Source organism: Aeromonas sp. PI_26 (assembly GCF_027854445.1).
Taxonomy (GTDB): domain Bacteria; phylum Pseudomonadota; class Gammaproteobacteria; order Enterobacterales; family Aeromonadaceae; genus Aeromonas; species Aeromonas veronii.
The window spans coordinates 114,553-138,467 of the sequence record NZ_JAJNOE010000013.1 but is presented as its reverse complement, the minus strand read 5'-3'; the positions used below and the strand labels follow the sequence as shown (position 1 = coordinate 138,467).

At 57.7% G+C, this 23,915-nt stretch carries 23 protein-coding genes and 2 tRNA genes; 7 read left to right on the top strand and 18 right to left on the bottom strand.

Features of this window, described 5'->3' with window-relative positions; translation table 11 throughout:
• Positions 1-11: 11 nt before the first annotated feature.
• The 15 genes from LRL22_RS14745 to ruvA form a co-directional block, all read right to left on the bottom strand.
• A tRNA-Val gene (locus LRL22_RS14745) sits at positions 12-87 on the bottom strand.
• 31 nt (positions 88-118) lie between these two features.
• Positions 119-194 (bottom strand) — tRNA-Lys (locus LRL22_RS14740).
• Positions 195-368: 174 nt separating this feature from the next.
• Entirely contained in the window at positions 369-1,169 is an 801-nt protein-coding gene (ybgF, locus tag LRL22_RS14735; RefSeq protein WP_270905683.1) for a tol-pal system protein YbgF, read from the bottom strand.
• Between the two features lie 158 nt (positions 1,170-1,327).
• Complete coding sequence (gene pal, locus LRL22_RS14730; protein ID WP_005304908.1) at positions 1,328-1,852, bottom strand: peptidoglycan-associated lipoprotein Pal; 525 nt, start codon at positions 1,850-1,852, stop codon at positions 1,328-1,330.
• A gap of 49 nt (positions 1,853-1,901) precedes the next feature.
• Positions 1,902-3,227 carry a Tol-Pal system beta propeller repeat protein TolB gene (gene tolB, locus LRL22_RS14725; protein WP_005335728.1) on the bottom strand — a complete coding sequence of 442 codons (1,326 nt, stop codon included), beginning with the start codon at positions 3,225-3,227 and terminating at the stop codon, positions 1,902-1,904.
• Between the two features lie 95 nt (positions 3,228-3,322).
• Positions 3,323-4,456, bottom strand: a complete 1,134-nt coding sequence (gene tolA, locus LRL22_RS14720) for a cell envelope integrity protein TolA (protein ID WP_013723471.1) — start codon at positions 4,454-4,456, stop codon at positions 3,323-3,325.
• 5 nt (positions 4,457-4,461) lie between these two features.
• A complete protein-coding gene (gene tolR / locus LRL22_RS14715) occupies positions 4,462-4,908 on the bottom strand; it encodes a protein TolR (RefSeq protein WP_005335733.1) in 447 nt (148 codons plus the stop codon).
• Entirely contained in the window at positions 4,908-5,597 is a 690-nt protein-coding gene (tolQ, locus tag LRL22_RS14710; protein ID WP_005335735.1) for a protein TolQ, read from the bottom strand. Before tolQ ends, tolR begins: the two co-directional genes overlap by 1 nt.
• Complete coding sequence (gene ybgC / locus LRL22_RS14705; RefSeq protein WP_005335737.1) at positions 5,587-5,994, bottom strand: tol-pal system-associated acyl-CoA thioesterase; 408 nt, start codon at positions 5,992-5,994, stop codon at positions 5,587-5,589. The genes tolQ and ybgC overlap by 11 nt, the downstream gene beginning before the upstream one ends.
• 105 nt (positions 5,995-6,099) lie before the next feature.
• Complete coding sequence (locus LRL22_RS14700; protein ID WP_041202810.1) at positions 6,100-6,411, bottom strand: cyd operon YbgE family protein; 312 nt, start codon at positions 6,409-6,411, stop codon at positions 6,100-6,102.
• The gene (cydX, locus tag LRL22_RS14695; protein ID WP_005304933.1) at positions 6,398-6,514 is read right to left on the bottom strand and encodes a cytochrome bd-I oxidase subunit CydX; all 117 of its coding nucleotides are present in this window, start codon (positions 6,512-6,514) and stop codon (positions 6,398-6,400) included. Before cydX ends, LRL22_RS14700 begins: the two co-directional genes overlap by 14 nt.
• 14 nt (positions 6,515-6,528) lie before the next feature.
• A complete protein-coding gene (gene cydB, locus LRL22_RS14690) occupies positions 6,529-7,665 on the bottom strand; it encodes a cytochrome d ubiquinol oxidase subunit II (protein ID WP_005335741.1) in 1,137 nt (378 codons plus the stop codon).
• Between the two features lie 11 nt (positions 7,666-7,676).
• Positions 7,677-9,233 (bottom strand): cytochrome ubiquinol oxidase subunit I, encoded by a 1,557-nt coding sequence (locus tag LRL22_RS14685; RefSeq protein ID WP_005335743.1) that lies wholly within the window; start codon positions 9,231-9,233, stop codon positions 7,677-7,679.
• 934 nt (positions 9,234-10,167) lie between these two features.
• The gene (gene ruvB, locus LRL22_RS14680) at positions 10,168-11,178 is read right to left on the bottom strand and encodes a Holliday junction branch migration DNA helicase RuvB (RefSeq protein ID WP_005335744.1); all 1,011 of its coding nucleotides are present in this window, start codon (positions 11,176-11,178) and stop codon (positions 10,168-10,170) included.
• Positions 11,179-11,186: 8 nt separating this feature from the next.
• Positions 11,187-11,801, bottom strand: a complete 615-nt coding sequence (gene ruvA / locus LRL22_RS14675; RefSeq protein ID WP_005335746.1) for a Holliday junction branch migration protein RuvA — start codon at positions 11,799-11,801, stop codon at positions 11,187-11,189.
• Positions 11,802-12,061: 260 nt separating this feature from the next.
• Here ruvA and LRL22_RS14670 point away from each other — a divergent pair, with 260 nt between their 5' ends.
• A complete protein-coding gene (locus LRL22_RS14670; RefSeq protein WP_270905682.1) occupies positions 12,062-14,071 on the top strand; it encodes a methyl-accepting chemotaxis protein in 2,010 nt (669 codons plus the stop codon).
• A gap of 81 nt (positions 14,072-14,152) precedes the next feature.
• Here LRL22_RS14670 and lysE read toward each other — a convergent pair whose 3' ends face one another.
• Positions 14,153-14,761, bottom strand: a complete 609-nt coding sequence (lysE, locus tag LRL22_RS14665; RefSeq protein WP_159159183.1) for an L-lysine exporter — start codon at positions 14,759-14,761, stop codon at positions 14,153-14,155.
• A 207-nt stretch (positions 14,762-14,968) separates the two neighbouring features.
• Positions 14,969-15,751 carry a LuxR family transcriptional regulator gene (locus LRL22_RS14660; protein ID WP_139443503.1) on the bottom strand — a complete coding sequence of 261 codons (783 nt, stop codon included), beginning with the start codon at positions 15,749-15,751 and terminating at the stop codon, positions 14,969-14,971.
• 62 nt (positions 15,752-15,813) lie between these two features.
• Between LRL22_RS14660 and LRL22_RS14655 the strand changes: the two genes are divergently transcribed.
• The 6 genes from LRL22_RS14655 to LRL22_RS14630 all read left to right on the top strand — a co-directional run bounded on the left by LRL22_RS14655 (position 15,814) and on the right by LRL22_RS14630 (position 23,355).
• Entirely contained in the window at positions 15,814-16,452 is a 639-nt protein-coding gene (locus LRL22_RS14655; RefSeq protein ID WP_270905681.1) for an acyl-homoserine-lactone synthase, read from the top strand.
• 209 nt (positions 16,453-16,661) lie between these two features.
• Complete coding sequence (locus LRL22_RS14650) at positions 16,662-17,561, top strand: LysR family transcriptional regulator ArgP (protein WP_270905680.1); 900 nt, start codon at positions 16,662-16,664, stop codon at positions 17,559-17,561.
• A 99-nt stretch (positions 17,562-17,660) separates the two neighbouring features.
• Positions 17,661-19,697: an exoribonuclease II gene (locus LRL22_RS14645; protein ID WP_270905679.1), complete on the top strand. Its 2,037-nt coding sequence runs from the start codon at positions 17,661-17,663 to the stop codon at positions 19,695-19,697.
• Between the two features lie 253 nt (positions 19,698-19,950).
• On the top strand, positions 19,951-21,591 hold the full coding sequence (locus LRL22_RS14640; RefSeq protein WP_270905678.1) for a sensor domain-containing diguanylate cyclase: 1,641 nt from the start codon (positions 19,951-19,953) through the stop codon (positions 21,589-21,591).
• A 4-nt stretch (positions 21,592-21,595) separates the two neighbouring features.
• Positions 21,596-22,699: an EAL and HDOD domain-containing protein gene (locus LRL22_RS14635; RefSeq protein ID WP_270905677.1), complete on the top strand. Its 1,104-nt coding sequence runs from the start codon at positions 21,596-21,598 to the stop codon at positions 22,697-22,699.
• Positions 22,700-22,764: 65 nt separating this feature from the next.
• Positions 22,765-23,355 (top strand): HAD family hydrolase, encoded by a 591-nt coding sequence (locus LRL22_RS14630; protein ID WP_270905676.1) that lies wholly within the window; start codon positions 22,765-22,767, stop codon positions 23,353-23,355.
• 131 nt (positions 23,356-23,486) lie between these two features.
• Here LRL22_RS14630 and hfq read toward each other — a convergent pair whose 3' ends face one another.
• Complete coding sequence (gene hfq / locus LRL22_RS14625; RefSeq protein WP_005335772.1) at positions 23,487-23,846, bottom strand: RNA chaperone Hfq; 360 nt, start codon at positions 23,844-23,846, stop codon at positions 23,487-23,489.
• Positions 23,847-23,915 lie beyond the last annotated feature (69 nt).

Here is a 23,915-nt window from a genome sequence, read left to right as displayed (position 1 = left end):
TTTCTACAAACTGGTGGTCGTTACTGGGATCGAACCAGTGACCCCCTCCTTGTAAGGGAGGTGCTCTCCCAGCTGAGCTAAACGACCTGGGAATTCTGTCTCCACCGAGTGGAGAAAATGGTGGGTCGTGCTGGATTCGAACCAGCGACCAATTGATTAAAAGTCAACTGCTCTACCGACTGAGCTAACGACCCTCACCACGACCAGTTCCGACTGCATTACTGCTTCGGCTCTGACGGCGGCCTATATTACGGATTTAAATTTCCGGTGCAACAGAAAATTCGTAATTTAAATCCGTTTGCTCACTGTGCGTACAAATGCAGGCTGTTTTTACAGTAGCGTTACGAAAACAGTGACATACAGCAATGTTACAGCTTGGCCAGACTCTGTTTGGCCAACTGGGCCGGCGAGGTGTTGGGATAGCCCTTGATCACCTGCTCATAGAAGGATTTGGCTTCCGCCTTCTTGCCATCCAGCTGCGCCAGCATACCCAGCTTCAGCAGCGCATCGGCTCGCTTGGGGGATTTGCTGTATTTGTTGGCCACGGTCGAGAACTGGGCCGAGGCACCGGCTCTGTCACCCTTGTTGAACAGCAACTGGCCGAGCCAGTAGTGTGCATTGGGAACATAGCCCGAATTGGGGTACTGCTTGATGAAGCCCTGGAAAGCCGGAATGGCTTTGTCGTAGTTCTTCTCTTTGAGCACCATGTTGACCGCTGCGTCGTAGGCCTGATTCTCATCCTGATTGGTTGAGTAATTGGCGGCGGCAGCCGGTGTGGCAGCAGCAGGGGCCGCGGCGGCTGGAGCAGCCTGCTGGCTGCTGGCAACCTTGTCGAGCTCTTGGTAGAGCTGACGCTGGCGCTCTTGCGACTGTTCCATCTGGTAGGTCTGCTGCTCCAGCTGACCACGCAGCTCGGAAACCTCCCCTTGCAGGGAGTCGACCTGTTGCTGCAATTCAGCTTGCAGTCGTAGACGGGCATTGAGGGTGCGCTCCAGCAGGGCAACCCGATCTTCCAGGCTACCGGTGGGCACGATGGCGCCGTTGTTGCCACTAAGGACAACGCCACCCCCCGAGTCACCGCCCAGATCGCTGACAGGAGCCGCAGCTTGCGCATTCAGAGCAACCAATACGGCCAGCGCAACGACAGCTTGCTTGTACACAGATTTCATTCGGATCAAACCTTAGCGTTTAGTACAGATAAAACGGCCAGCGCCATCGTCGCTCGCATATGCAGATTTCATTCGGATCAAACCTTGGCGTTTAGTGCAAATAAAACGGCCATCGAAATGGCCGCTTGCATATAAACGAACTTAGTTCGGTTTAAACCTTAGTAAACCAGAACCGCGCGGCGGTTTTTGGCAAAGGCATCCTCGGTGTGAGACATGTCCAGCGGCTTCTCTTCGCCATAGCTGACGATGGAGAGCTGCTCGGCCTGCACACCCAGGGTTTGCAGATACTTGGCAACAGCCTTGGCACGACGCTCGCCCAGAGCGATGTTGTACTCGGGAGTACCGCGCTCATCGGCGTGACCTTCGATCAGGACTTTCACGCTCGGGCGCTCGCGCAGGTAGCTGGCGTGGGCATCCAGCAGATCAGCGTACTGACCCTGGATATCGTAACCGTCGAACGGGAAGTAGATCACGTTGTCACGCTGCAGTGCTTCGAACTTCTGACGCATCTGCTCTTCCGGGGACAACATGCCGTTGGCGCCGCCGGTTTGTACACCGCCCATGCCGTCGGTCATACCTGATTCAGCGCCAGCGGCGTCGGAATCAGAAGAAGAACTACAAGCGGCCAGGGTGAACAGTGGCAGTGCGATGGCCAAACCCTTGAGCAGTTTATTGAGTTGCATGCTATTTCCTTAAACCTTTATAACAAAACAAAAAACAATTGGATTTTTATCAATTCAAGAAGGGCGACCAAGCTGGTGCACGAATTTCACCGCTACTGGTCGGAAGCACAGCCTTGAAGCGACCATCAGTCGACACCAACGCGAGACTCTTACGACCCTGATAGATGGTGGCATAAATGATCATGCTGCCATTGGGAGCCACACTTGGCGACTCATCCAGAGCACTCTGGGTAAGGACCAACAGGGCATTGTTTTCCATGTCCTGACGGGCAATACGATACTGTCCCTGAACACGGGTCACCATCACCATGATTTTGCCATCAGGAGTGATGGATGCACCCTGGTTGGATTCACCTTCCCAAGTCATCCGGCGAGTCATACCAGTCGCCAAATTTACGCTATAAATCTGGGGTTTGCCACCACGTTCAGAGGTGAACAACAAATTTTGCCCATCCGGCATCCAGGAGGGTTCGGTGTCGATCACACGGCTGGTTGTGACGCGGGTCAGCTGCTTGCTAGCGACATCAACCACATAGAGGTTCGGTGAACCATCTTTGGAGAGAACGATAGCCAGACGACGACCATCCGGAGACCACTCCGGCGCCCCGTTGATACCGCGGAAACTGGTGATCAGGCTGCGCTGCTGGGTGTAGATATCCTGCACGTAGATTTCGGACTTCTGGTTCTCGAAGCTCACGTAAGCCAGCTTGCTGCCATCCGGCGACCAGGCCGGAGACATCAAGGGCTCGCGGGAGCGCAGCAAGGTCTTCTCGTTGTAACCGTCGTAGTCAGAAATACGCAGCTGGTACGGGAACTGGGTACCCTGCTGTACGGAGACATAAGCCAGACGGGTCAGGAAGGCACCGCGCTCGCCCGTCAAACGCTCATAGACGATGTCGGAGATACGGTGGGCAAACTGGCGCATCTGGGCACCCGGGATGGTCGCCATACGGCTATCCAGAATGTAACCGTTGCTCTCGCCACCTTGTGCCTTGGCCAGCTGGCCTTTCAGCACATCGACCAGCTCGAAGTTCACCTTGTAGGTGCCGTCACCGACTGCCGAAATGGAACCCACCACCACGGCTTCAACCCCTTGGGAGGCCCAGGGAGCGAAGTTGATCTCGCTGCTGCTGCTCGGGGTTTGCGGCATCTGGCCACGGGCCAGCGGCTTGAACTTGCCGCTGCGCATCAGGTCGTTGGAGACTACTTCCGCGATGTCCTGCGGCAACTGTCCGTTGCCTTCCCACTTGAAGGGAGCAACGGCGATGGGGCGTGCGCTATCAATACCGCCGGTGATGACGATGTCCAGGGCCGCCTGGGCACTCTGGCCCAGCAACAAACAGCCAACCAAAGCAAAAAATACTTTTCTGATCATGGCTTAAATACTCGGTTCCAATATAGATGAGAGGTTAAATTCCTTTCTCGGCGAGAGGTTGCCAACCGGAGGCAAGCAACCTCGTTTTATCACGCTTAGATACTCGGTTCTAACTTCAGGTTAAATTCCTTCAACATCTCGAATGCCGCAGGATCCTTGGGCACAGGCAGTTGATTGGCTTTCAGAACAGCCGCCTTACCGGAACGACAGACCGCCGGGTCACCCTGGCCGTTATCTACCGATATGACAAAGCCACTGCTCGCAAGACGTACGCCGATAGTACATGTTTTGCCCCGCATGGTGGGATCCAAAATCATATACCGCTCAACAGTGGCCTTGATGAGCGCCGCATATTTGTCGACTTCGCCCTGGGCTGCTGCCGATGCAGCCTGACTGCGGGCATTGGCCTCAGCCGACAGCTGCTGCTGCATCATCTCTTCCATCTCTTTTTGCAGCTTGGCCTGCTCGGCCGCTTTACGCTTGCGCTCAGCCGCGATCTTGGCCTGCTTTTCGGCCTCTGCCTTGGCTTTCTTCTCTGCGTCAGCTTTTGCCTTTTTCTCAGCCTCTTCCTTGGCCTTCTTCTCGGCCTCGGCTTTGGCTTTTTTCTCTGCTTCTGCCTTGGCTTTCTTCTCGGCTTCGGCTTTGGCCTTCTTGTCAGCTTCCGCTTTCTTGGCCTTGGCTTCTGCCGCCTTGGCCTTCTCTTCGGCCTCTTTCTTCTCTTGTTCCTTTTTCTTCTTCAACGCCAACGCCTTGCTCTCGGCTTCCGCCGCTTTACGCTCGGCTTCGGCCTTCTTGGCCTTCTGCTCTTCCAGCTTGCGGGCTTCCTCAGCTTTTTGGGCCTTCTCTTCAGCCTGCTTCTGCTCGGCAACCTTCTTCTGCTTCTCGGCCTCGGCCTTGCGAGTCGCCTCTTCGGCCTGCTTGCGCTTGGTCTCGGCGATGCGAAGCTGCTCCTGTTTCTGAGCCAGCTCGCGCTTGGCGAGATCCGTGTCTTCCTTATCCTTCTCTTTCTCTACCTTTTGAGGCTTGGGCTGAGATTTCTGCTGCTGGATCTGCTTGGCCTGTTCGTTGAGGAAGTTCTCATCGAGCATGACAGCATTGACGATCTGCCCCTTCGATTCGGGTCGTTTCGGTTTGCTGAAATCGAGCCCGACAAACAGGATGATGCCGATGATCAGGTGCAGCAGAAACGACGCGATGAGATAACCGGAAATACCACGCTTCACATCCATCTCCGTTAGTTCACCGGATCTGTCATCAGGCCAACCTGAGGCACACCCGCATTCTTGAGGGCCACCATCAACAGGATCACCTCTTCGTAGCGCACGGCCTTGTCACCCGCGACCACCACGGGGGCATTCTGGTTGATCGCCAGATAGCCCATGGCTTTTTCGGTGATGTATTGCTGCATCGCCTCTGGCGTGCCGCTTGGCACCGGCTCGTCATCGGCTTCGCCAGCCTTGATGACATACTCGCCTTCGGTATTGACGCTGACGATGAAGGGCGGCTTGGCATCTTCCGGCAACTGCTCGGACTCAGCCTGTGGCAGATCCACCTTGACCCCTTGCGTGATCACCGGCGTGACCGCCATAAAGATGATAAGCAGCACCAGCATGACGTCGATATAGGGAACCACGTTGATCTCGGCCACCTTCTTGCGCCGGATCCGCTGATAGGTTTGCATTACTGATCACCCTGCTGCTGTGCAATTTGACGGTTCAGAATGGTAGTGAACTCGTCCATGAAGTTGGCGTAGGCGTTCTCCAGCCGCTCGACCTTGTTGGAGAAGCGGTTGTAGAAGATAACCGCCGGGATAGCGGCAAACAGACCCATGGCGGTAGCGATCAGCGCTTCCGCGATACCCGGTGCCACCATCTGCAAGGTAGCCTGCTGCACCTGACCCAGGGCGATAAAGGCGTTCATGATCCCCCATACGGTACCAAACAGACCGATATAGGGGCTGATGGAGCCGATGGTCGCCAGCACCGGCAGATTGGATTCCAGATCATCCACCGCGCGGGAGAGGGAGACGCGCATGGCGCGGTAGGTACCATCCATCACCGCATCCTGACCACGGGCACCGGCCTTGAGCAAGCGGGCATACTCCTTGAAGCCGGAGTAGAAGATATCTTCCATGCCTTCGATATCATCGCGGCGAGAAGAGGACTCCTGATAGAGGCGATTGAGATCGACCCCTGACCAGAAGCGATCTTCAAACTGTTCCGATGCGAGATTGGCCGCCTTGATCGCCTTTGAACGCTGGATAATCAGCGCCCACGAGACAATAGACATGCTCATCAGGGTCATCATGACCAGTTTTACCAACAGGCTGGCTTGCCAAAACAGGCCAATAAACGAAATTTCAGCGTGCACTTAACAGCACTCCCTTGATTTTTTCAGGTATAGCTACAGGTTTCATTTGCGGATGACTGACACAGGCTATCTGTACCATGGCCTGGGTGATCAGTCGTCCATCAGCCGCCAGGATCTGCTGCGAAAAGCGCAGGGATGCGCGTTTCACTTCAATCACTTGCGTTAATACATTCAATAGTTCATTAAAACGGGCCGCCGAGCGGAAATCGATCTCAGTTCGGCTCACCACGAAGGCATATCCCTCCTGCAGCCAGACGTCCTGTTCGACCCCTTTGGCACGAAGAAACTCGGTGCGAGCACGTTCCATAAACTTGAGATAATTGGCGTTGTAGACGATGCCCCCGGCGTCGGTGTCTTCGTAGTAGACACGCACCGGAAACTCAAAGACTTCCCCCATAACAATCTGTGATCCATTCGACAGTCAGATGGGGGGCTATCATAGCGCAGGGCTGAATAGGAAAGAAGCAGGGGGAGACAGGGAAATCCTGCCTCCCCCCGTTTTTTATGAAAGGAAATATGAATGTGTCAGCCAGAGGCCATACAACAAACTGGGCCAGGCGAGCCAGGGGTTGAACAGCACACGTCCGGGCAGGCTTTTCAGATGAAAGCCGAGCCCGTTAAGTACGCCACAACAGACGGCCCACATCAGCCAGGGAGCAAGCCAGAGACCATGCTCGCTGGTGTTGGCCGCGATCAGATTGGGGGCCTGTAAAATAGCGACGGCCAACAAGGCCGCCGCGAGTAACATCAACCCCTGCCACGGCTGCCGCTCCAGTGGAGCGGCGAGCCTGGCGAGTCGATCACTTGTTTTCATCGATCTGACGATCCATGTTCTCGGTGTGTTCCAGCCACAGCGCATTGATGATGCCAAATGCACAGGCCAGCAACAGCCCCAGGATCCAGGTGAAATACCACATTGTCAGCGCACCTCTTAATAGAGAGATTGTTGGTTATCTTCGATGTGCTTGTTGGTTACCCGGCCAAACATCTTGATGTAAGTCCAGATGGTGTAACCCAGCACAATCGGTACGAAGATCGCTGCAGCCACAGTCATCACCTGCAAGGTGTTGAAAGAGGCGGTAGCATCCCACATGGTCAGGCTCAGTGACGGCTCAAGGCTTGAGGGCATCACGAACGGGAACATGGAGAAACCGGCAGTGAGGATGACCCCGGCAATCGCCAGCGAGGAGCTGGTAAACGCCAGCCAGCCGATGTTCATGCGGGCAAACAGCGCAGTCAGCAGGCTCATGGCCAGGCCCAGTACAGGGGCAGCCACCATCCACGGATAGAGGGTGTAGTTGTTCATCCAGGCACCAGCCTGCAGGACAACTTCCTTGTTCATCGGGTTGGATACTGCGTCAGTCGCGGCAGCCTTGACGATGACATACCCTTCCATACCGCTTACCCACCAACCCGCGGCAGCAAACAGCACCAGGGTCAGCAGTGAGCAGATCATGGCGGCAGTGCGGGAACGCGCCAGCACTTCACCGTCGGTCTTCATCATCAACCAGGTTGCGCCCTGGGTGAGCAGCATGAACAGGCTCACCAGACCAGCCAGAATGCCGAACGGGTTAAGCAGGCCAAAGAAGTTGCCGTGATAGGTCAACATCATGAACTGGTTAAACTCGAACGGAACGCCTTGCAACAGGTTGCCAAAGGCTACGCCAAAGACAATGGGCGGCACCGCACTGCCGGCGAACAAGGCCCAGTCCCAGTTGCTGCGCCATTTGGCATCAGCACGCAGGGAGCGGTACTTGAAACCGACCGGACGCAGGAACAGCGCCATCAGCGTCAGGATCATGGCGATGTAGAAGCCGGAGAAGGTCGCGGCATACACCATCGGCCAGGCGGCGAACAAGGCGCCACCGGCAGTGACCAGCCACACCTGGTTACCTTCCCAGTGCGGTCCCATGGTGTTGAGCATCACGCGGCGCTCGACATCTTTCTTGCCGACGAACGGGAGCAGTGCACCTACCCCCATGTCGAAGCCGTCAGTGATGGCAAAACCGATCAGCAGTACGCCGACCAGAGCCCACCAGATGACACGCAGAGTTTCGTAATCAAACATGGTCGCTCTCCTTATGCCTTGATCTGTTCAAAGTGATACTTGCCAGTCTTCAGGCTGCTGGGGCCAAGACGGGCATACTTGAACATCAGGTACATCTCGATAACCAGAAGTACGGTATAGAACAGGCAGATACCGATCAGAGAGAACCAGATCTCGGCTGCAGGCAGGTTGGATGCAGAGAGGGAAGTCGGCAACACCTCTGCAATGGTCCACGGTTGGCGACCATACTCAGCGACAAACCAGCCAGCTTCGATCGCGATCCACGGCAGCGGGATACCCCACAGCAGACCCTTGAGCAGCCACTTGCGCTTGCCGATCTGGTGACGGGCACTGTCATAGAAGGCCATACCAATCAGTACCAGCATCAGCATGCCGACGGCAACCATGATGCGGAAGGCGAAGAACAGCGGCAGAACCTGCGGGATGGAGTCATCCACGGCGGCCTTAATCTGCTCGTCGGTAGCATCGGTCACGTTGCTGGTGTAGCGCTTGAGCAGCAGACCGTAGCCCAGATCCTGCTTCACTTCGTCGAAACGAGCGCGGGTCTCGTCAGACTTGTCACCGGATTGCAGCTTGGTCAGCAGGTCGTAAGCGGTCATACCGTTACGAACGCGCAGTTCGTGCTCGCTCTTCAGATCCTTCAGACCGGTGACCTGACCGTCCAGAGAACGGGTCGCGATAATGCCCAGCGCATAGGGGATCTTAATGGCGTAGTCGGTGCGCATCTCTTCCTGATTCGGAATACCGAACAGGGTAAAGGCGGCCGGAGCAGGTTCAGTTTCCCACTCGGCTTCGATAGCGGCCAGTTTCACCTTCTGCACTTCACCTGTCTCGTAACCGGATTCGTCACCGAGGATCAGCACGGACACGATGGAAGCCATACCGAACGCGGCGGCAATGGCGAAAGAGCGACGGGCGAACGCCACATCACGATTCTTCAGCAGGTAGTAGGAGGAGATACCCAGCACAAACATGGCGCCACAGGTATAACCAGCCGCCACAGTGTGGACGAACTTGACCTGAGCAACCGGGTTGAGCACCACGTCAGCGAAACTCATCATCTCCATCCGCATGGATTCGAAGTTGAACTCGGCACCGACCGGGTTCTGCATCCAGCCGTTGGCGACCAGGATCCAGAGGGCGGAGAGGTTGGTACCCAGCGCCATCAACCAGGTGGCAGCCAGATGCTGATGCTTGCTCAGACGATCCCAACCAAAGAAGAACATACCGACGAAGGTGGACTCCAGGAAGAAGGCCATCAGCCCTTCGATAGCCAGCGGGGCCCCGAAGATATCGCCGACATAATGGGAGTAGTAAGCCCAGTTCGTCCCGAACTGGAACTCCATGGCCAGACCTGTGGTAACCCCCAAGGCAAAGTTGATACCAAACAACTTACCCCAGAATTTGGTCATGTCCCGGTAGATGGTGTTGTTGGTCATCACATAGACGGATTCCATGATCGCCAGGAGAAAGGCCATTCCCAGCGTCAGGGGTACAAACAAAAAGTGATAAAGGGCCGTCGCAGCGAACTGGAACCGCGATAGGTCTACCACATGCTCAGCAATCATGATGTTTCCTCACCGATTATTGGCACGGCTATTTTAAGTTTTAAGCACAAAGCTTCCGTTGGAGGTTAGCGAATGAGCCTTATTGGGACGTGTCACAACAAAACGCGTTCAGCAACCACTGGCATTAACAACAAGGCAATACGAGAACACAAATAAAGCTAATGTTTAACAATTCCAAAACAATCAGCCTAAATTTATTCTCGCCCATGATGACCGGGTTTTTATATCACCTTTATTTGATTGAAATCAATGTAAAAGGACCCGCCATACATGGCTTTGAAAGGCATTTTTAATCTATTTCACGATTATTGACGCGAGCCAGATCACAAAACACGATAAAGCGTAAAACATTGATTTAAATCAATTTAAGAATTTAACATCCCGCCGCTCGGTTTAATTTGAAAAGCGTGAATGACGCGCCTTTTTCCATGTTATCCGAGTCAGGCAAGCTGATTCGAAAACTCAATTTAAAATTGCAAAGAATGCATACTCATGCGAACCAATTTCATCAATAAAGACATTAGATAAACTAATTTGAAGAGTGCAATTTTTCTTGTTTGCCGGGGTCGATTCGAACTCCTACAATGCGCCTCGCAGTGAGGGCATACCCTTGGATACAGGCCGGTTAATCCGGGTTCACGGTACGTATTCGACGATCAATTTGAACCTGTCTATTGGAATCGAAGATGAAAAAGTTTGTTGCTAAAACCATCCGTTACTACAAGCTTTCCTTTGTTCAGCTCTATCAACTGAACCGACTCTGAGAGCTTGCGACGGCTCACCTGTTTATTTTCCGGCCTGTGTCCAGACGCACTCACTGTCTGTGAACATCCATCCTGAATTGTCTTTGCCCACCGCATCCGCCGTGGGCTTTTTTTTGCCCGGATAATAAAAAACCGCCTTTGACGGCGGTTTCATGTTCAAACGACTGTTTTTACTTCTCATCTGGTCGCTGAAGACCGAAATGAGCGTAGGCTCGTGTGGTCGCAATCCGTCCTCTGGGTGTACGTTGCAGATACCCTTGCTGGATCAGATAAGGCTCCAGCACATCTTCGATAGTATCTTTCTCTTCCCCGATCGCGGCGGCCAGATTATCGAGACCCACCGGGCCCCCCATAAACTTGTCTATCACAGCCAACAATAACTTGCGGTCCATGAAGTCAAAACCTTCGTTATCGACATCCAGCATGTCCATGGCGCGAGCAGCAATGGGGCCGTCGATCCGGCCATCGGATTTCACCTGGGCAAAGTCGCGCACCCGCCTTAACAAACGGTTAGCAATCCGCGGCGTGCCGCGAGAGCGACGGGCGACCTCAATGGCACCATCTTCCGTCATGTCGAGCCCCAGACAACGGGCACTGCGGGAGACGATATCGGTCAGGTCCTTGACGTTGTAGAACTCCAGCCGCTGGACGATACCGAAGCGATCCCGCAGCGGGCTGGTGAGTGAACCGGCCCGGGTGGTAGCGCCAATCAGGGTAAAGGGAGGCAGATCCAGCTTGATGGAGCGAGCCGCTGGTCCCTCCCCGATCATGATGTCGAGCTGGTAATCCTCCATCGCCGGATAGAGCACCTCTTCCACCACCGGGCTGAGACGGTGGATCTCATCGATGAACAGCACATCGTTCGGTTCGAGGTTGGTGAGCAGCGCGGCCAGATCCCCCGCTTTCTCCAGCACCGGGCCGGAGGTGGTCTTGATATTGACCCCCATCTCGTTGGCGACGATGTTAGCAAGGGTAGTCTTGCCCAGACCCGGCGGGCCGAAGATCAGCAGGTGATCGAGCGCTTCCCCCCGCTGACGGGCTGCTTCGATAAAGATCTCCATCTGTTCGCAGACGGTATCCTGACCGGTGTAATCAGCCAGCTTCTTGGGGCGGATAGCCCGGTCAATAATGTCATCCTCACGGGCGGCACTGGCCGAGATGAGGCGGTCTGCTTCAATCATCAACTACCTCACACCAGGCTACGCAGGGATTCACGGATGATATCTTCCACCGACATCCCCTCTTTGGCGATCTTGCTGACAATCTGACTCGCCTGCTGCGGCTTGTAACCTAGGGCCACCAGCGCACTGGCCGCCTCTTCGGTCACATCAGGTGCCCGCAATTCGGGCTCACTGGCTGGCAAGGTGACCATGGCCGGGGAGAAGAGATCGTGACTGACCCACCCCTTGAGTCGATCCTTCATCTCCACCACCAGCCGCTCGGCGGTCTTCTTGCCGACTCCCGGCAGTTTGACCAAAGAGCTTATCTCTTCACGTTCGACACTCAGCACGAATTGGGTAGCTGTCATGCCGGAGAGAATAGCCAGCGCCAGCTTGGGGCCGACTCCGTTGGTCTTGATCAACTCGCGGAACAGCGCCCGCTCCTGTTTGTGGTTAAAACCATAGAGCAGCTGGGCATCTTCCCGCACCACGAAGTGAGTATGGATGGTCGCTTCCTTGCCGATCTCCGGCAAATCATAGAAGCAGCTCATCGGCATCTGCACCTCATAGCCAACCCCGCCCACTTCCAGCAGGACCTCGGGGGGCTGCTTTTCAATGACAATGCCTCTCAAGCGACCAATCACGGCTCTCTCCTCACCAATACAACTATTCGTAAATTGGCTCATAGCATAAAGAATAACTGGATAAGTATCCAGCATAGGGCAGCAACACCCGCTTAGTCAGAGAGGCTTTTTATCCCATTTTCCACCATGCTTGATCGGGTGCAGCCAGTGCACGGGATGTTTCAGCGCCGCACCGGCCCCCGAGCGGGGGATAAACCACTACACTAAACCCGTTCGGAACCGAAACTGGTGCCAATGTCGATACCAAGGAAGGCCATCACATGAAAATTGTTACCACCTCCAATCTGGGTCTTGCCATATTGCTCGGCTGTACGCTGGGCATGGGGGTCGTTGGCTGGTATGGCAGCCAGCGGCTAGCCAATCTGCTCTCCTACGTATTGGGCGCCGCCTGGCAGACCGCCGACGGTGCCATGGAGGGCTCCATAGAGCTGGGCAACCAACAGCTACAGATTCAGAAGATGCAAAACGGAACCCTACTCAATCGCGCCGAACTCGATGCTGCCAAGGCGGCGACCGATGACGCGCTGGCCCGGGTCAGCCAGGGGCAGCTCATTGATGGTGCAGCCCTTGCCACCATGGAACAGCACAAGCAGGACTATCAACAGCAACAAGAGAAGCTGCTGGCGCTCTATCACGCCTATACAGAGGTGGATCAGGCCCTGCATCACAACGCCGATCTGATGGCTCGCCTCTCGACCCAGCTGGAGGTGATCGGCGATGGGGCGGTCGAGGCGCTGACCCAATCCCCCGACCAGACCATCAGCTGGAACAGCGGCCTCTCCACTCGCTGGGAAGCGGCCGACGGGGGTATGGAGTCCAACATAGGCTTTTTGCGCCAACTCTATGCGCTGGAGAAGATGCGCAGACAAGGAGTCACAGAGGCGATCCAAGCCGAGTTAAAAGAGGCGACCGATTTCTACCACGAAGCGGTCGACAGCATGCTCGGCACAGGGCTGTTCGATATCGAGGGAACCGGCGAATTTGCCGGCAAGACACTGTCGGCAGAGTATCGCGCCCTGTTGGCCCAGCATCAGCAACTGATGGGACAGTGGGTCGATGCGCTCGGCAGCTATCAGGCCCAGCAGTCCGCCTATGAGGTCAGTGCCGATGAGCTGCGACAACAGCTGGTTGCCATCGAGGAGAGCGGCGATGCCACCGTCGAGGATCAGGTGGCCCAGCTCAACGGCATCATCAGCCAGACCCGAACCCTGCTGCTGGGTGGCCTGTTACTGAGCCTGATCATGGTCACCCTCTGCGGCTTCTGGCTGACCCGCAAGCTGGTAACCCCGCTGCTGCAAGTAGACAAACGAATGCAGGATATCGCAGCCGGCGAGGGAGATCTCAACGCCCGCATCAACCTGCAACGGGATGACGAGATAGGTTCGCTGGCAAACAGCGTGGATCGTTTCATCGAGAAATTGCAGAAGATGATCAGCTCCACCATGGACAACAACCAGCACATCAGCGAACACGTTCACACCTCGGTCAACCGGGTGGAGGCAATCAGCCAGAGCAGCCGCCAGACCGCCGAACATGCGCTGGCCCTGCACCACGACAGTGAACAGATGGTGCAGGTCGCCACCGGTATCTCGGACAACTGCAGCATGGCGGCCCACAATGCCAATGAGGTGCGCCAGCTGACCACCGAGAGTAGCCAGTATGTCGCCTCCGCCAGCGCGGGCATGCAACGGGTGGTACAAGAGGTGAGCGAGTGTGCCATCGCCATCAACTCCCTCAAGGAGCAGGCGGGTCAGATTGGCCAGATCATCTCCACCATCAGCGGTATCTCGGAGCAGACCAACCTGCTGGCCCTCAATGCGGCCATCGAAGCGGCCCGCGCAGGGGAGATGGGGCGTGGCTTTGCGGTGGTTGCGGACGAGGTGCGCACCCTGGCCAATCGCACCGCGACATCAAGCGCCGAAATTAGCCAGGTGATCAGCAGTATCCAGCAGCAGACCGAGACCGCCTACCTGATGATGCAGCGCAACCTCAAGACGGTGGAGTCCGGCATGCAGGACTCCGAGAACACCAAGCAGATCCTGTTCAAGGTAGAAGGCGCCATCGACCAGCTGGCCGACATGGTGCAGCAGGTCGCCGTAGCCACAGGTCAACTGTCACACACCCTGAGCCACTCCTCTGACAAGGTCTCCGGTATCAGTCTGCAAGCCAGAACTGGCGAACAGGAGGCACAGGAGTGCCTGCAGCTCGCCTCCTCGCTCCATCAGGCCAGCCTGCTGCAGCAGCGCCTGCTCTCCCAGTTCAGAGTCTGAGCCCCTCCAATAGCAAAGATGCCACTCATGTGAGTGGCATCTTTTTGTTACCGTTCGCCCATTCCTGCCGCCTTAACTTCCTCAACGTCCTATGGCCAGTTGCATAGCCAGGCTCAGCATGATGATGCCAACCAGCAGATCGATCCCCTGCTGCACCCGGCCGCGGGCCAACCAGGGCGCCAGTGCCGCAGCCCCCAGCGCCAGCGAGTAGAACCACACCAGCGAGGCCAGCATGGCCCCCGCAGCAAAGGCCGGACGCAGGGACTCGCTCACCTGACTGCCAAGGGAGCCAAGCAGCATCAATGTATCGAGATAGACGTGAGGATTGAGCAGCGTAACTCCCAGCGTCATCGCCAGCACGCTTTTGGCGCCCATCTGCTGAGCAGACTCGGCAAGCCCCTCCCCTTTACCACGCCAGGCACTGAGCAGAGAACGGCCACCAAACCAGCCGAGAAACAGCACGCCCCCCCAGGTGAGCAGCGCCATGCCGAGGGGGCTGGTGGCCAGCACATTGGCCCCGCCAAATACGCCGATAGCAATCAGGGTGAGATCGCAGAAACTGCAGAGCGTGGCCGTCAGCAGATGGTGATTGCGATGGATGCCCCGACTCAGCACAAAGGCATTCTGGGCGCCGATGGGGATGATCATGGCCAGACCGATGGTGAAGCCTTGCAGTGTCGTTGCGAGCATCATGGAGAGTACCGTTCGAAATGATGAATGAGCGGCACTATAGCGATGGCGGTTCCTTCTTAGAAATTCATTGATTTACTGATTGATTCATTTTGCTAATAAAAACCGGCATACCCAGCCGCTGTTCCAGCCCTTGTCAATTACCGGATCTGACAATTGTGACCCTCAGAGTGCGGCAGGAGAATCTGTTGCGCCTGTGGGCTCAGCCTACTGCAGCAATCTGGGGAAGTTGGTAACCACAACTTGCTCCAGATTGGGCAGCAACAGCCCCGTACTAACCCCTTTGGCAATGGCCTGATAGCGGTTCATTGAGCCGGTTTTGCGGGTGACCTGATTGAGATGGTAATTGACCGTGCGCTCCGTGATCCCGAGGATGCAGGCGATCTCGCTAGAGGTCTTCCCTTCGCTGGCCCAGAACAGGCACTCGGTCTCGCGCTCGGTCAAGGGGTCTTTCCCCGCACTGTCCATCATGCTGAAACGCACCACCCGAATGGCCGCCTCGAAGATGTAATTGGACATCCAGGAGAGGATCGGCGAGGACTCCAGCAGCAGGTCGCTCGAGGCCCGCTCGGAGGTGATGAAGGAGAGAATACCGTTCTCCCCGGCTGCACCGTGCAGAGGGAAGGAGATGCCGTTACGCAACCCGAACTCGGCTGCCAACCCCATCACGTCCATGGTTCCCTCCTGCAGAAAACTGGCCCGCTCATCGAGGCGGTTCCAGTAAATGGGCAGCGTCTGCTTGCGTGCCAGCCGGATCACCGGATCGCACGCAAGCATGTTGTTTTCGGTATAGGCCTGCACCCAGGAATCGGGGCACTGGTTGAACAGCACCACCTTGGGCCTTTGCATCGACATCGGGATGATCAGGGCGAAGCGATAGTAGTCATAGCCCATCCCGAGCGTAAAGCGACCGATCAGTTCCGCCAGACGATTGCCGTCTGTCACCGAAGTGAAATGTTCGAGGTACTCAAGCAGTTGGTCTCTGTTCATATGAAAGCCCCCTTGGCCAGACATGTGATTATAACGGCGAATAGCAAGATAGAGGGTCCATAATGTTGGTTTTTAAAGGAAAATTGAGAGAACATCCACGAAACGAGGTGGAGAATGAACTCTATCGCTTTCGAAATCGCGTCTTTTCCGACCGGCTAGGCTGGGATGTCGAGTCTCATCGGGGCCTGGAGCGTGACAGCTTCGACACGCCAGACACCCATTGGGTTCTGATCGAGGACGAACAAGGGCTGTGTGGCTGTATTCGTCTACTCAACTGTGCCGATGCCTATATGCTGCCCACCATCTTCCCCACCGCCCTTGCCGGTGAAAGCGCGCCACGCACCCCCGATGTCTGGGAACTCACCCGTCTGGCTATCGATGCCCAGCGCGCACCGCGCATGAGCAATGGCGTCAGTGAACTCACTTGTGTCATCTTCCGCGAGGTCTATGCCTTCGCCCATGCCCAAGGGATCCGCGAGCTGGTCGCAGTCGTCAGCCTGCCGGTGGAGCGCATCTTCCGCCGACTTGGCCTGCCCATCGAGCGGCTCGGTCATCGTCAGGCGGTCGATCTGGGGGCGGTAAGGGGCGTTGGCATCCGCTTCCATCTGGATGAGCGCTTCGCGCAGGCGGTCTCGCAGCCACTTATCGGACACTATCAAACTGCCACTTATCGCTCGCATGAGTTAGCGGCCCAGATATAAAAAATCCCGGGAAAACAGGCCCGGGATAAACGTATCGCTGTATCGCTATGACCCCGCAGGGCTGCCCCCTGCGGTCTCTAGCAGTATGCCTTCCTTACAAGACAGACCACCACTGTCAGATATCACAGCGCAACGCCCCTTCCACCGCCCATTGTTGTCCCCTGCCGAGTGACGTAGAGTCAGCCCTTGGGCAACGGAAGGGAGAGAAGATGAAAGAGCTGGACTACAAACTGCTGCGGGCGCTGGATGCGGTACTGCAGGAACAGAACTTCGATCGGGCGGCCAAGTCGCTCCATATCACCCAGTCGGCAATCTCCCAGCGGATCAAGCAGCTGGAGCAACAGTTTGCCGAGCCGCTACTCATTCGCAGCCAACCGCTGCAGGCCACGCCACTCGGCCAAAAACTGCTGGCCCACTATCGGCAGGTACATCAGCTCGAGCTCGAACTGGCGGGGGAGCTGACCCCCGACCAGCCACAGGGGCCAATCCGGATCAGCATCGCCGTCAACGCCGACAGCCTGGCCACCTGGTTTCTGCCCGCCATTGCCCCCTTGTTGAAACAGCATCCCATCGAACTCAACCTGCTGGTCGATGACGAGAGCCGCACTCTCGACAAGGTCCGCGAGGGTCAGGCCTTTGGTGCGGTCAGCCTGCATCCCCAGCCGCTGGCGGGTTGCTGCGTCGACGAGCTCGGTGAGATGAACTACCTGCTCACCGCCAGCCCCGCCTTCGTAGCCCGCCACTTCCCTCACGGCCTGACCCGTGAGGCGCTGGCCAAGGCACCGGCGGTGGCGTTCGATCAGCGCGATGACATGCATGTGAGCTTTATGAGAGAACGCTTCGGGCTGGAGCCGGGCGGTTATCCCTGCCATACGGTCCACTCGTCAGAGGCCTTCGTCGCCATGGCAGAACAGGGGCTGGCCTACTGCCTGATCCCCGAATTGCAGATAAGAGGCCAGCTGGCTGGCGGGTCACTACTCAACCTCAGTCCCGACCACGTCCTGACGGAACGCCTCTACTGGCACCGCTGGGTACTGGAAAAAGGGGTTCACAAGCAGCTCTCCCTGCGACTCATTGACCACGCCAGATCGCAGCTGAAACCACGCTGAGCCGGCCATTCACCTTGGCTTTGCAGGGCTAAAAACGTATAGTGCTGGGCGATCCTTCATCAGGTCTCCACCCAGGTTTTCACTTCAGGTTCCTCACTTATGTTCCAAGACAATCCGCTGCTGGCCCAGCTCAAGCAACAAATCCGCGAAAACATCCCGAAGAAAGAGGGTGTGATCCGCGCCTCGGACCGGGGCTTCGGCTTTCTGGAAGTCGATGAGAAGACCAGCTATTTCGTGCCGCCTCCCTACATGAAGAAGGTGATGCACGGTGACCGGGTGACCGCCCTGATCCGCACCGAAAAAGAGAAGGAAGTGGCCGAGCCGGATACCCTGCTGGAGCAGTCCGTCACCCGCTTCGTGGCTCGGGTCAAGATGTTCCGCGACCGCCTCAACGTGGTCGCCGACCACCCGCTGATCAAGGATGCCATCAAGGCCCGCGTCAAGAAGGGTCTGGATGAGAAAGAGTTCAAGGAAGGTGACTGGGTGGTAGCTACCCTCAAGCGCCATGCGCTGGTCGACGGCAACTTCTCTGCCGAGATCATCCAGAAGATCGCCGCCCAGGAAGATCACAATGTGCCCTGGTGGGTGGTGCTGGCGCGCCACAATCTGGCCCAGGTCGAGCCGGCTGATTTGCCGGAGTGGAAGGTCATCGAAGAGGAAGAGCTGCCCCGTCGTGACCTGACCAAGGTGCCCTTCTTCACCATCGATGGTGCCAAGACCAAGGACATGGACGATGCGCTGGCCATCACCAAGCTGGACAACGGCTGGGAGTTGCTGGTTGCCATCGCCGACCCGACCGCCTATGTGGCCGAAGGGAGCGAGCTGGACAAAGAGGCCGCCCAGCGCGCCTTTACCGTCTACATGCCGGGCCGCAACGTGCCGATGATCCCGCGCACCCTCTCCGACGAGCTCTGCTCCCTGAAAGAGGGTGAGGAGCGCAACACCCTGTGCGCCCGTCTGCTGATCGCCGAAGATGGTCTGCTGCTGGAGGAGACCGAGTTCTTCGCTGCCCGCATCTGTTCCCACGCCCGTCTCAACTACGACGACGTCTCCGACTGGGCCGAGCATGGCAAAGAGCTGTCCATCGACGCAGGCGTACTGGCCCAGCTGCCGCTGATGAAGGCAATGACCGAGGCGCGCATCGCGTGGCGAACCGAGCATGCGCTGGTATTCCCGGATCGTCCCGACTACGACTTCGAGCTGGGCGAGAATGGCGAAGTGCTGGCCATCCACGTCGAGCCGCGCCGCATCGCCAACCGCATGGTGGAAGAGTCGATGATCGCCGCCAACATCTGTGCCGGTCGCGTGCTGGGCAAGAGCGTCGGTTACGGCATCTTCAACGTTCACACCGGCTTTGACGAAGAGTCCCTCGACGGCGCCATCGACCTGCTGAAGAGTGCCGAAGCCCCGTTCGAGCGCGACGAGATCGCCAGCCTCTCCGGCTTCTGCGCCCTGCGCCGCTGGATCGACAACCTCGACACCCGCTGGCTGGATGGCAAGATCCGCCGCTTCCAGAGCTATGCGCTGATGTCCTCCGAACCGGGCGCCCATTACGGTCTGGGTCTGGATGCTTACGCCACCTGGACCTCCCCGATCCGTAAATACGGCGACATGGTCAACCATCGTCTGCTCAAAGCCGTCATCGCCGGCAAGACCCCGGGTGAGCGCCCGAGTCAGGAGCTCACCGAGCATCTGACCGCCTGCCGCCGCCTGCACCGCATGGTGGAGCGTGACATCGGCGACTGGCTCTATGTTCGCTACCTGAAAGCCGCGGCAGGCACCGATCAGGTATTCAACGCCGAGATCATCGACGTGATGCGTGCCGGTCTCAAGCTGCGTCTGCAGGAGAACGGCGCAGTGGTCTTCATGCCTGCCCGTCACATCCTCGACAACAAGGATCGACTGGAGTGCAACTGGGACAACGGCCGCGTCTATCTGGACAAGACCGAGGTGGTCTACGAACTCGGCCAAATCATCGAGGTGAAGCTGACCGAAGCGGTGGAAGAGACCCGCTCTCTTATCGCCAAACCGGCGGTAGATCTGGTACCAGGCCCGGCACCAGAAGCCCCGGCGGCCGAGAGTGCGCCAGCCGATAGCAGTGAAACACCCGCTGAGGCAGCCCCCAAGGCAGAATAAGCCGCGCAGAATCATCTGATCTGCCCGAGAGCCCGCCATCGTGCGGGCTTTTTTTGCCCGGCATCCCGCCCTACAAGCTGCCATATATACCGTCATGGCACACAGTTCTAGCCACGATTGGCAGAGAACGCAGTGAATATCTCCACAAGAATAGCTTAAAGCAACCATTATGTGCGCCACCTCTCCTTTCTGACATATTAATCAAGGAGAAATATGTCTATACTCGCTTGGGTACAATCCAAGGGATATTGGTATGCAGGAATGGGACCCGGAACACTTCACCAACTTTGCTCAGTTATGCGAAGTGAGCCTCGCCACCATCCGTGAAAAGACCGATGCCGAACGCCTCTACCTCTGGCTAAAAGCCCCCGAACCGCAGCTCTACAGCTTTCAGCTCGATCACGGGCTGACCACGCTTGATCTCGCCCATCTAGGTCAACTGACCCTGCCCCACCACCTGATCGACAAGGCGATGGAGAAGGGACAACTGGTGATCGAACAACTCCAGCCTCCGCCGGATCCCGGCGAAAATGTGGAGCCCGCCCAGCCGCAGTTACGCGCCTGTTTCCCTCTCAAGCGTCACATGAAACTGGAAGGGGTCATCTATCTGGAGACCCGCCGCCGCATCGACCGCCTCTCCTCCCACCAGCGTCAGGGCATCCAGCTCCTTATCCACTATCTGACTGCCGAGCTCAGCAATCACCTGCTCTCCAGCCAGGTCAATCAGGAGCGGGACCAGCGGCTCCATACCCAGACCGATCTGGTACAGAGTCAGGCACTGCAAGGCGCCTTCCTCACCATGTTGCAGGCGCTGCACATGGTCAGCGTCGCCCTCTCCCGCAGTCGAAGCGAGAACGATCTGCTGCGGGATGCCGTGCTGCTGGCCCGCAAGGAGCTGCAGTTCGATCGGGTTGCCATCTTCCTGATCGAACCCGATGGCAAGACCATGCGCGGCACCTGGGGCACCAGCGAAGAGGGCGAGCTGATGGATGAACACAACTTCATCAGTCCCATTCCGGATCACCCCACGGTGCAAGAGGCGCTCAGGCGCAAGGATTACGTGCTGGTGATGGAAGATACCCCTCTCTACTACGAGAAGCAGCAGGTGGGCCGTGGCTGGAACGCCATGGTATCGCTGTGGGATGGCACCACCCCCATCGGCTGGATCGCCGCCGACAACCTGCTCTGGCACCGTCCGCTCAAGGCCTATCAGAGCGAGATCTTCAAACAGTACGCCGCCATTCTGTCACAACTGCTGATCCGCCAGCGTACTCAGGAGCAGCTGGAAACCCTCAACCGCCAGCTGGAGGCCCGGGTCGCCGAGCGCACCATGCAGCTGGCCGAGACCAACCGTGCGCTGGAGGAGGCCAATCACCGCCTCTCCCTGCTGTCGCTGGAAGATCCCCTCACCGGCATCGCCAACCGGCGCCAGTGGGACATCACCATGCAGCGGGAGTGGGAGTGGGCACGACGCACCCAGAACCTGCTGGCGGTATTGATGATCGACGTCGACGAGTTCAAGGCCTACAACGACCACTTCGGCCATGCCAAGGGGGATCTCTGCCTGCAACAGGTGGCCCATGTGCTGCGGGATGCAGAGCGACGCTGCACCAATCTGGTCGCCCGTTACGGCGGGGAGGAGTTCGTCATTCTGCTCTGCGCCCCCCAACCCGGTGAGGCCGAACAGCTGGCCGGACGGATACACGATGGTCTTGCCCGCTTGAAAATGCCCCATCCCGCCTCGCGGGTTGCTGATTTCATTACGGTTAGCATAGGCTTTAGCTATCTGGTTCCCTCCCAGGACGGAGCATGGCAGACCCTGACTGAACAGGCTGACCAGGCGCTCTACCACGCCAAGTCACAAGGGAGGGCCCGCACTCTGGCCTATCGGTGATCCCATGCTGTTGCGTCGCTACCCTATCTTCAATCGTCGCCTGGCTCTGGTGGCCTACGGCATCGACTATCAGCTAAGCTCACCGGCCGAATGGCCTTCACTGGCGCAACATTGCCGCCTGCTGGCGCAGGGGCGTCAATATCTGGTGCCCTTCACCCACGAACAGCTCGATGAACAGCGTCCCCTGCTGCTGGATCAGGACGCGATCCCGCTGGTTGAAGCCTCCAGCGAACGCCAGCCCAACTCGTTCCCGGTGCTGGAGCAGTGGCGCGACAGTCGGCGCAGACTGGCGGTGCACGGCGCCAACCGGGATCCACGCTGGCTCGGTGCCAGCCGCCTGCTGGTGTACTGGATGGGAGAAGAGGGGATCTGCCAGCCCACCGAGCACAAGCGGATGGCGCTGAACATCGAAGCCTGGGCGGATTTTCTCCCGCTGCGGGAGGCGGGGGTCGACTTCTTTGCCGGCGGCTTTCTCGCCCGTCCCGAGCTGGTTAATCAGCGGGCCAACCAGCCCGATATGGCGCTGGTGCAGCAGATCCTCCAGCTCATCTGCCACGAAGAGTTCTCCTTCGCCCAGGTAGCCCGCCTGCTGGAGCAGGATGCCTGGCTGCCCGGCCTGCTGCTCACCTACGTCAACGCCCCCGGCTTCGATCATGCCGCCCCCATCACCTCGGTGCCCCGCGCCCTCTCCTATCTGGGGGAGCAGGAGATCCGCAAGTTCGTACTGATCAACGGTCTGGCCCGGGTGAGCCAGCACATGCCGGAGGCCTGCACCCGCATGGCCATCGCCCGCGGCCGCTTCTGCGAGTTGATTGCCCTCACCGCCCTCGGTAAAGCGGAGGCAAGCTGGGCTTTTCTGGTGGGACTGGTGCTCGATGGTTCCCTGCTGTCGGAACCGCTGATGGCCCACCTGCCCAAGAGCGTGCAGCGCGCCATCGAACTGCATGAAGGGCCACTATTTCATCTGTTTCAGCTGGTCAGCACCTATGAACAGGGCAACTGGGCTCTGCTGGAACAGCTTGCCCCCAAATATCAGCTCGATCCGGCCCAGCTCACCCCCGTCTATTTTCAGTCACAAATGTGGGGGCAAGCGTTTCTCACCAGCTAGGTGATGGCGAGGCGGAGAGCCACTGGCTAGAATGGGCTCCCTTTTTTCAGAGACTGACCCGCACCATGACGCTTTCCGGATTCCAAGGCCTGGTCTTTGACCTTGATGGCACCCTGGTCGACTCCATGCCGCTGCACCTCGCCGCCTGGGAACATACCGCACGTGAGTTTGGCTTTCGCTTCGATGCCGACTGGTTCTATGAACTGGGTGGCATGCCGAGCCGCAAGATAGCCCTGCTGGTGGCACAGGAGCAGCAGATCCCCCTCGATCCGCTCGAAGTCACCCGCTGCAAGACCGCCCACTATGTGGCCAACCTGCACAAGGCGACCGTCTTTCCGGCCATGCAGGCGCTGGTCGAGCGCTATCATGGCGTCATCCCGATGGGGATCGGCACCGGCTCGCCTCGCGTAAACGCCGAGGCAGTGCTGCGCAACACCGGGCTGGATCGCTACTTCTCCGTGGTGGTCACCGCAGACGATGTAGAGTTGCACAAGCCCAATCCGGACACCTTCCTGCTGGTCGCCAGCAAGCTGGGGGTCGCTCCATCAGGCTGTCTGGTGTTTGAAGATACCGGTATCGGGGTACAGGCCGGAGAAGCGGCGGGTATGCAGACCTGCATGGTCAAAGAAGGCAAACCGGTCGGCATAACGGCGTAGTGCGGAAAAAATATCGCCCTGCAAGGGGCGATAACCGGAACCGGCTCTCATACGGGACATGAATGAAAATGAGAGCAGGTTCCGTCAGCCGCTGACGCAGGGCGCGTCAACGAGGAGTGCGGGGCAGACGATTACTCGTTGTTGCCGCCGCCCTGATTGTCGTCATAACGACCCGGCGCACCGTGGGGGCGCGGCGCCATGGAGACACGCGGCTTGCGAGCACGCTGGATGTTCACCTGCGGACGGCCGGTGTGCATGGCGATGGTGGAGATCTTGGCCTTGTAGACCAGCTGCTGGTTACCATGAGCATCGGTCAGCAGCACGCTGTACTGGTCGAACCCGCTGATGGTGCCTTCCAGCTTGATGCCGCTCACCAGAAAAATAGCAACCTGACTGCGGTTCTTGCGCAACCAGTTGAGGGCAGAATCTTGCCCGTTCCCGAGGGAGAAGGCTTGCTCAATCGTGGAGTAGCTGGGGGATTCAGTTGTCATAAATTATTGTCCCGCGGAAAAAAAGTGGCGTTTGATTGTGCTAAATGGGCACTGGCTTGTCAAAGTCAT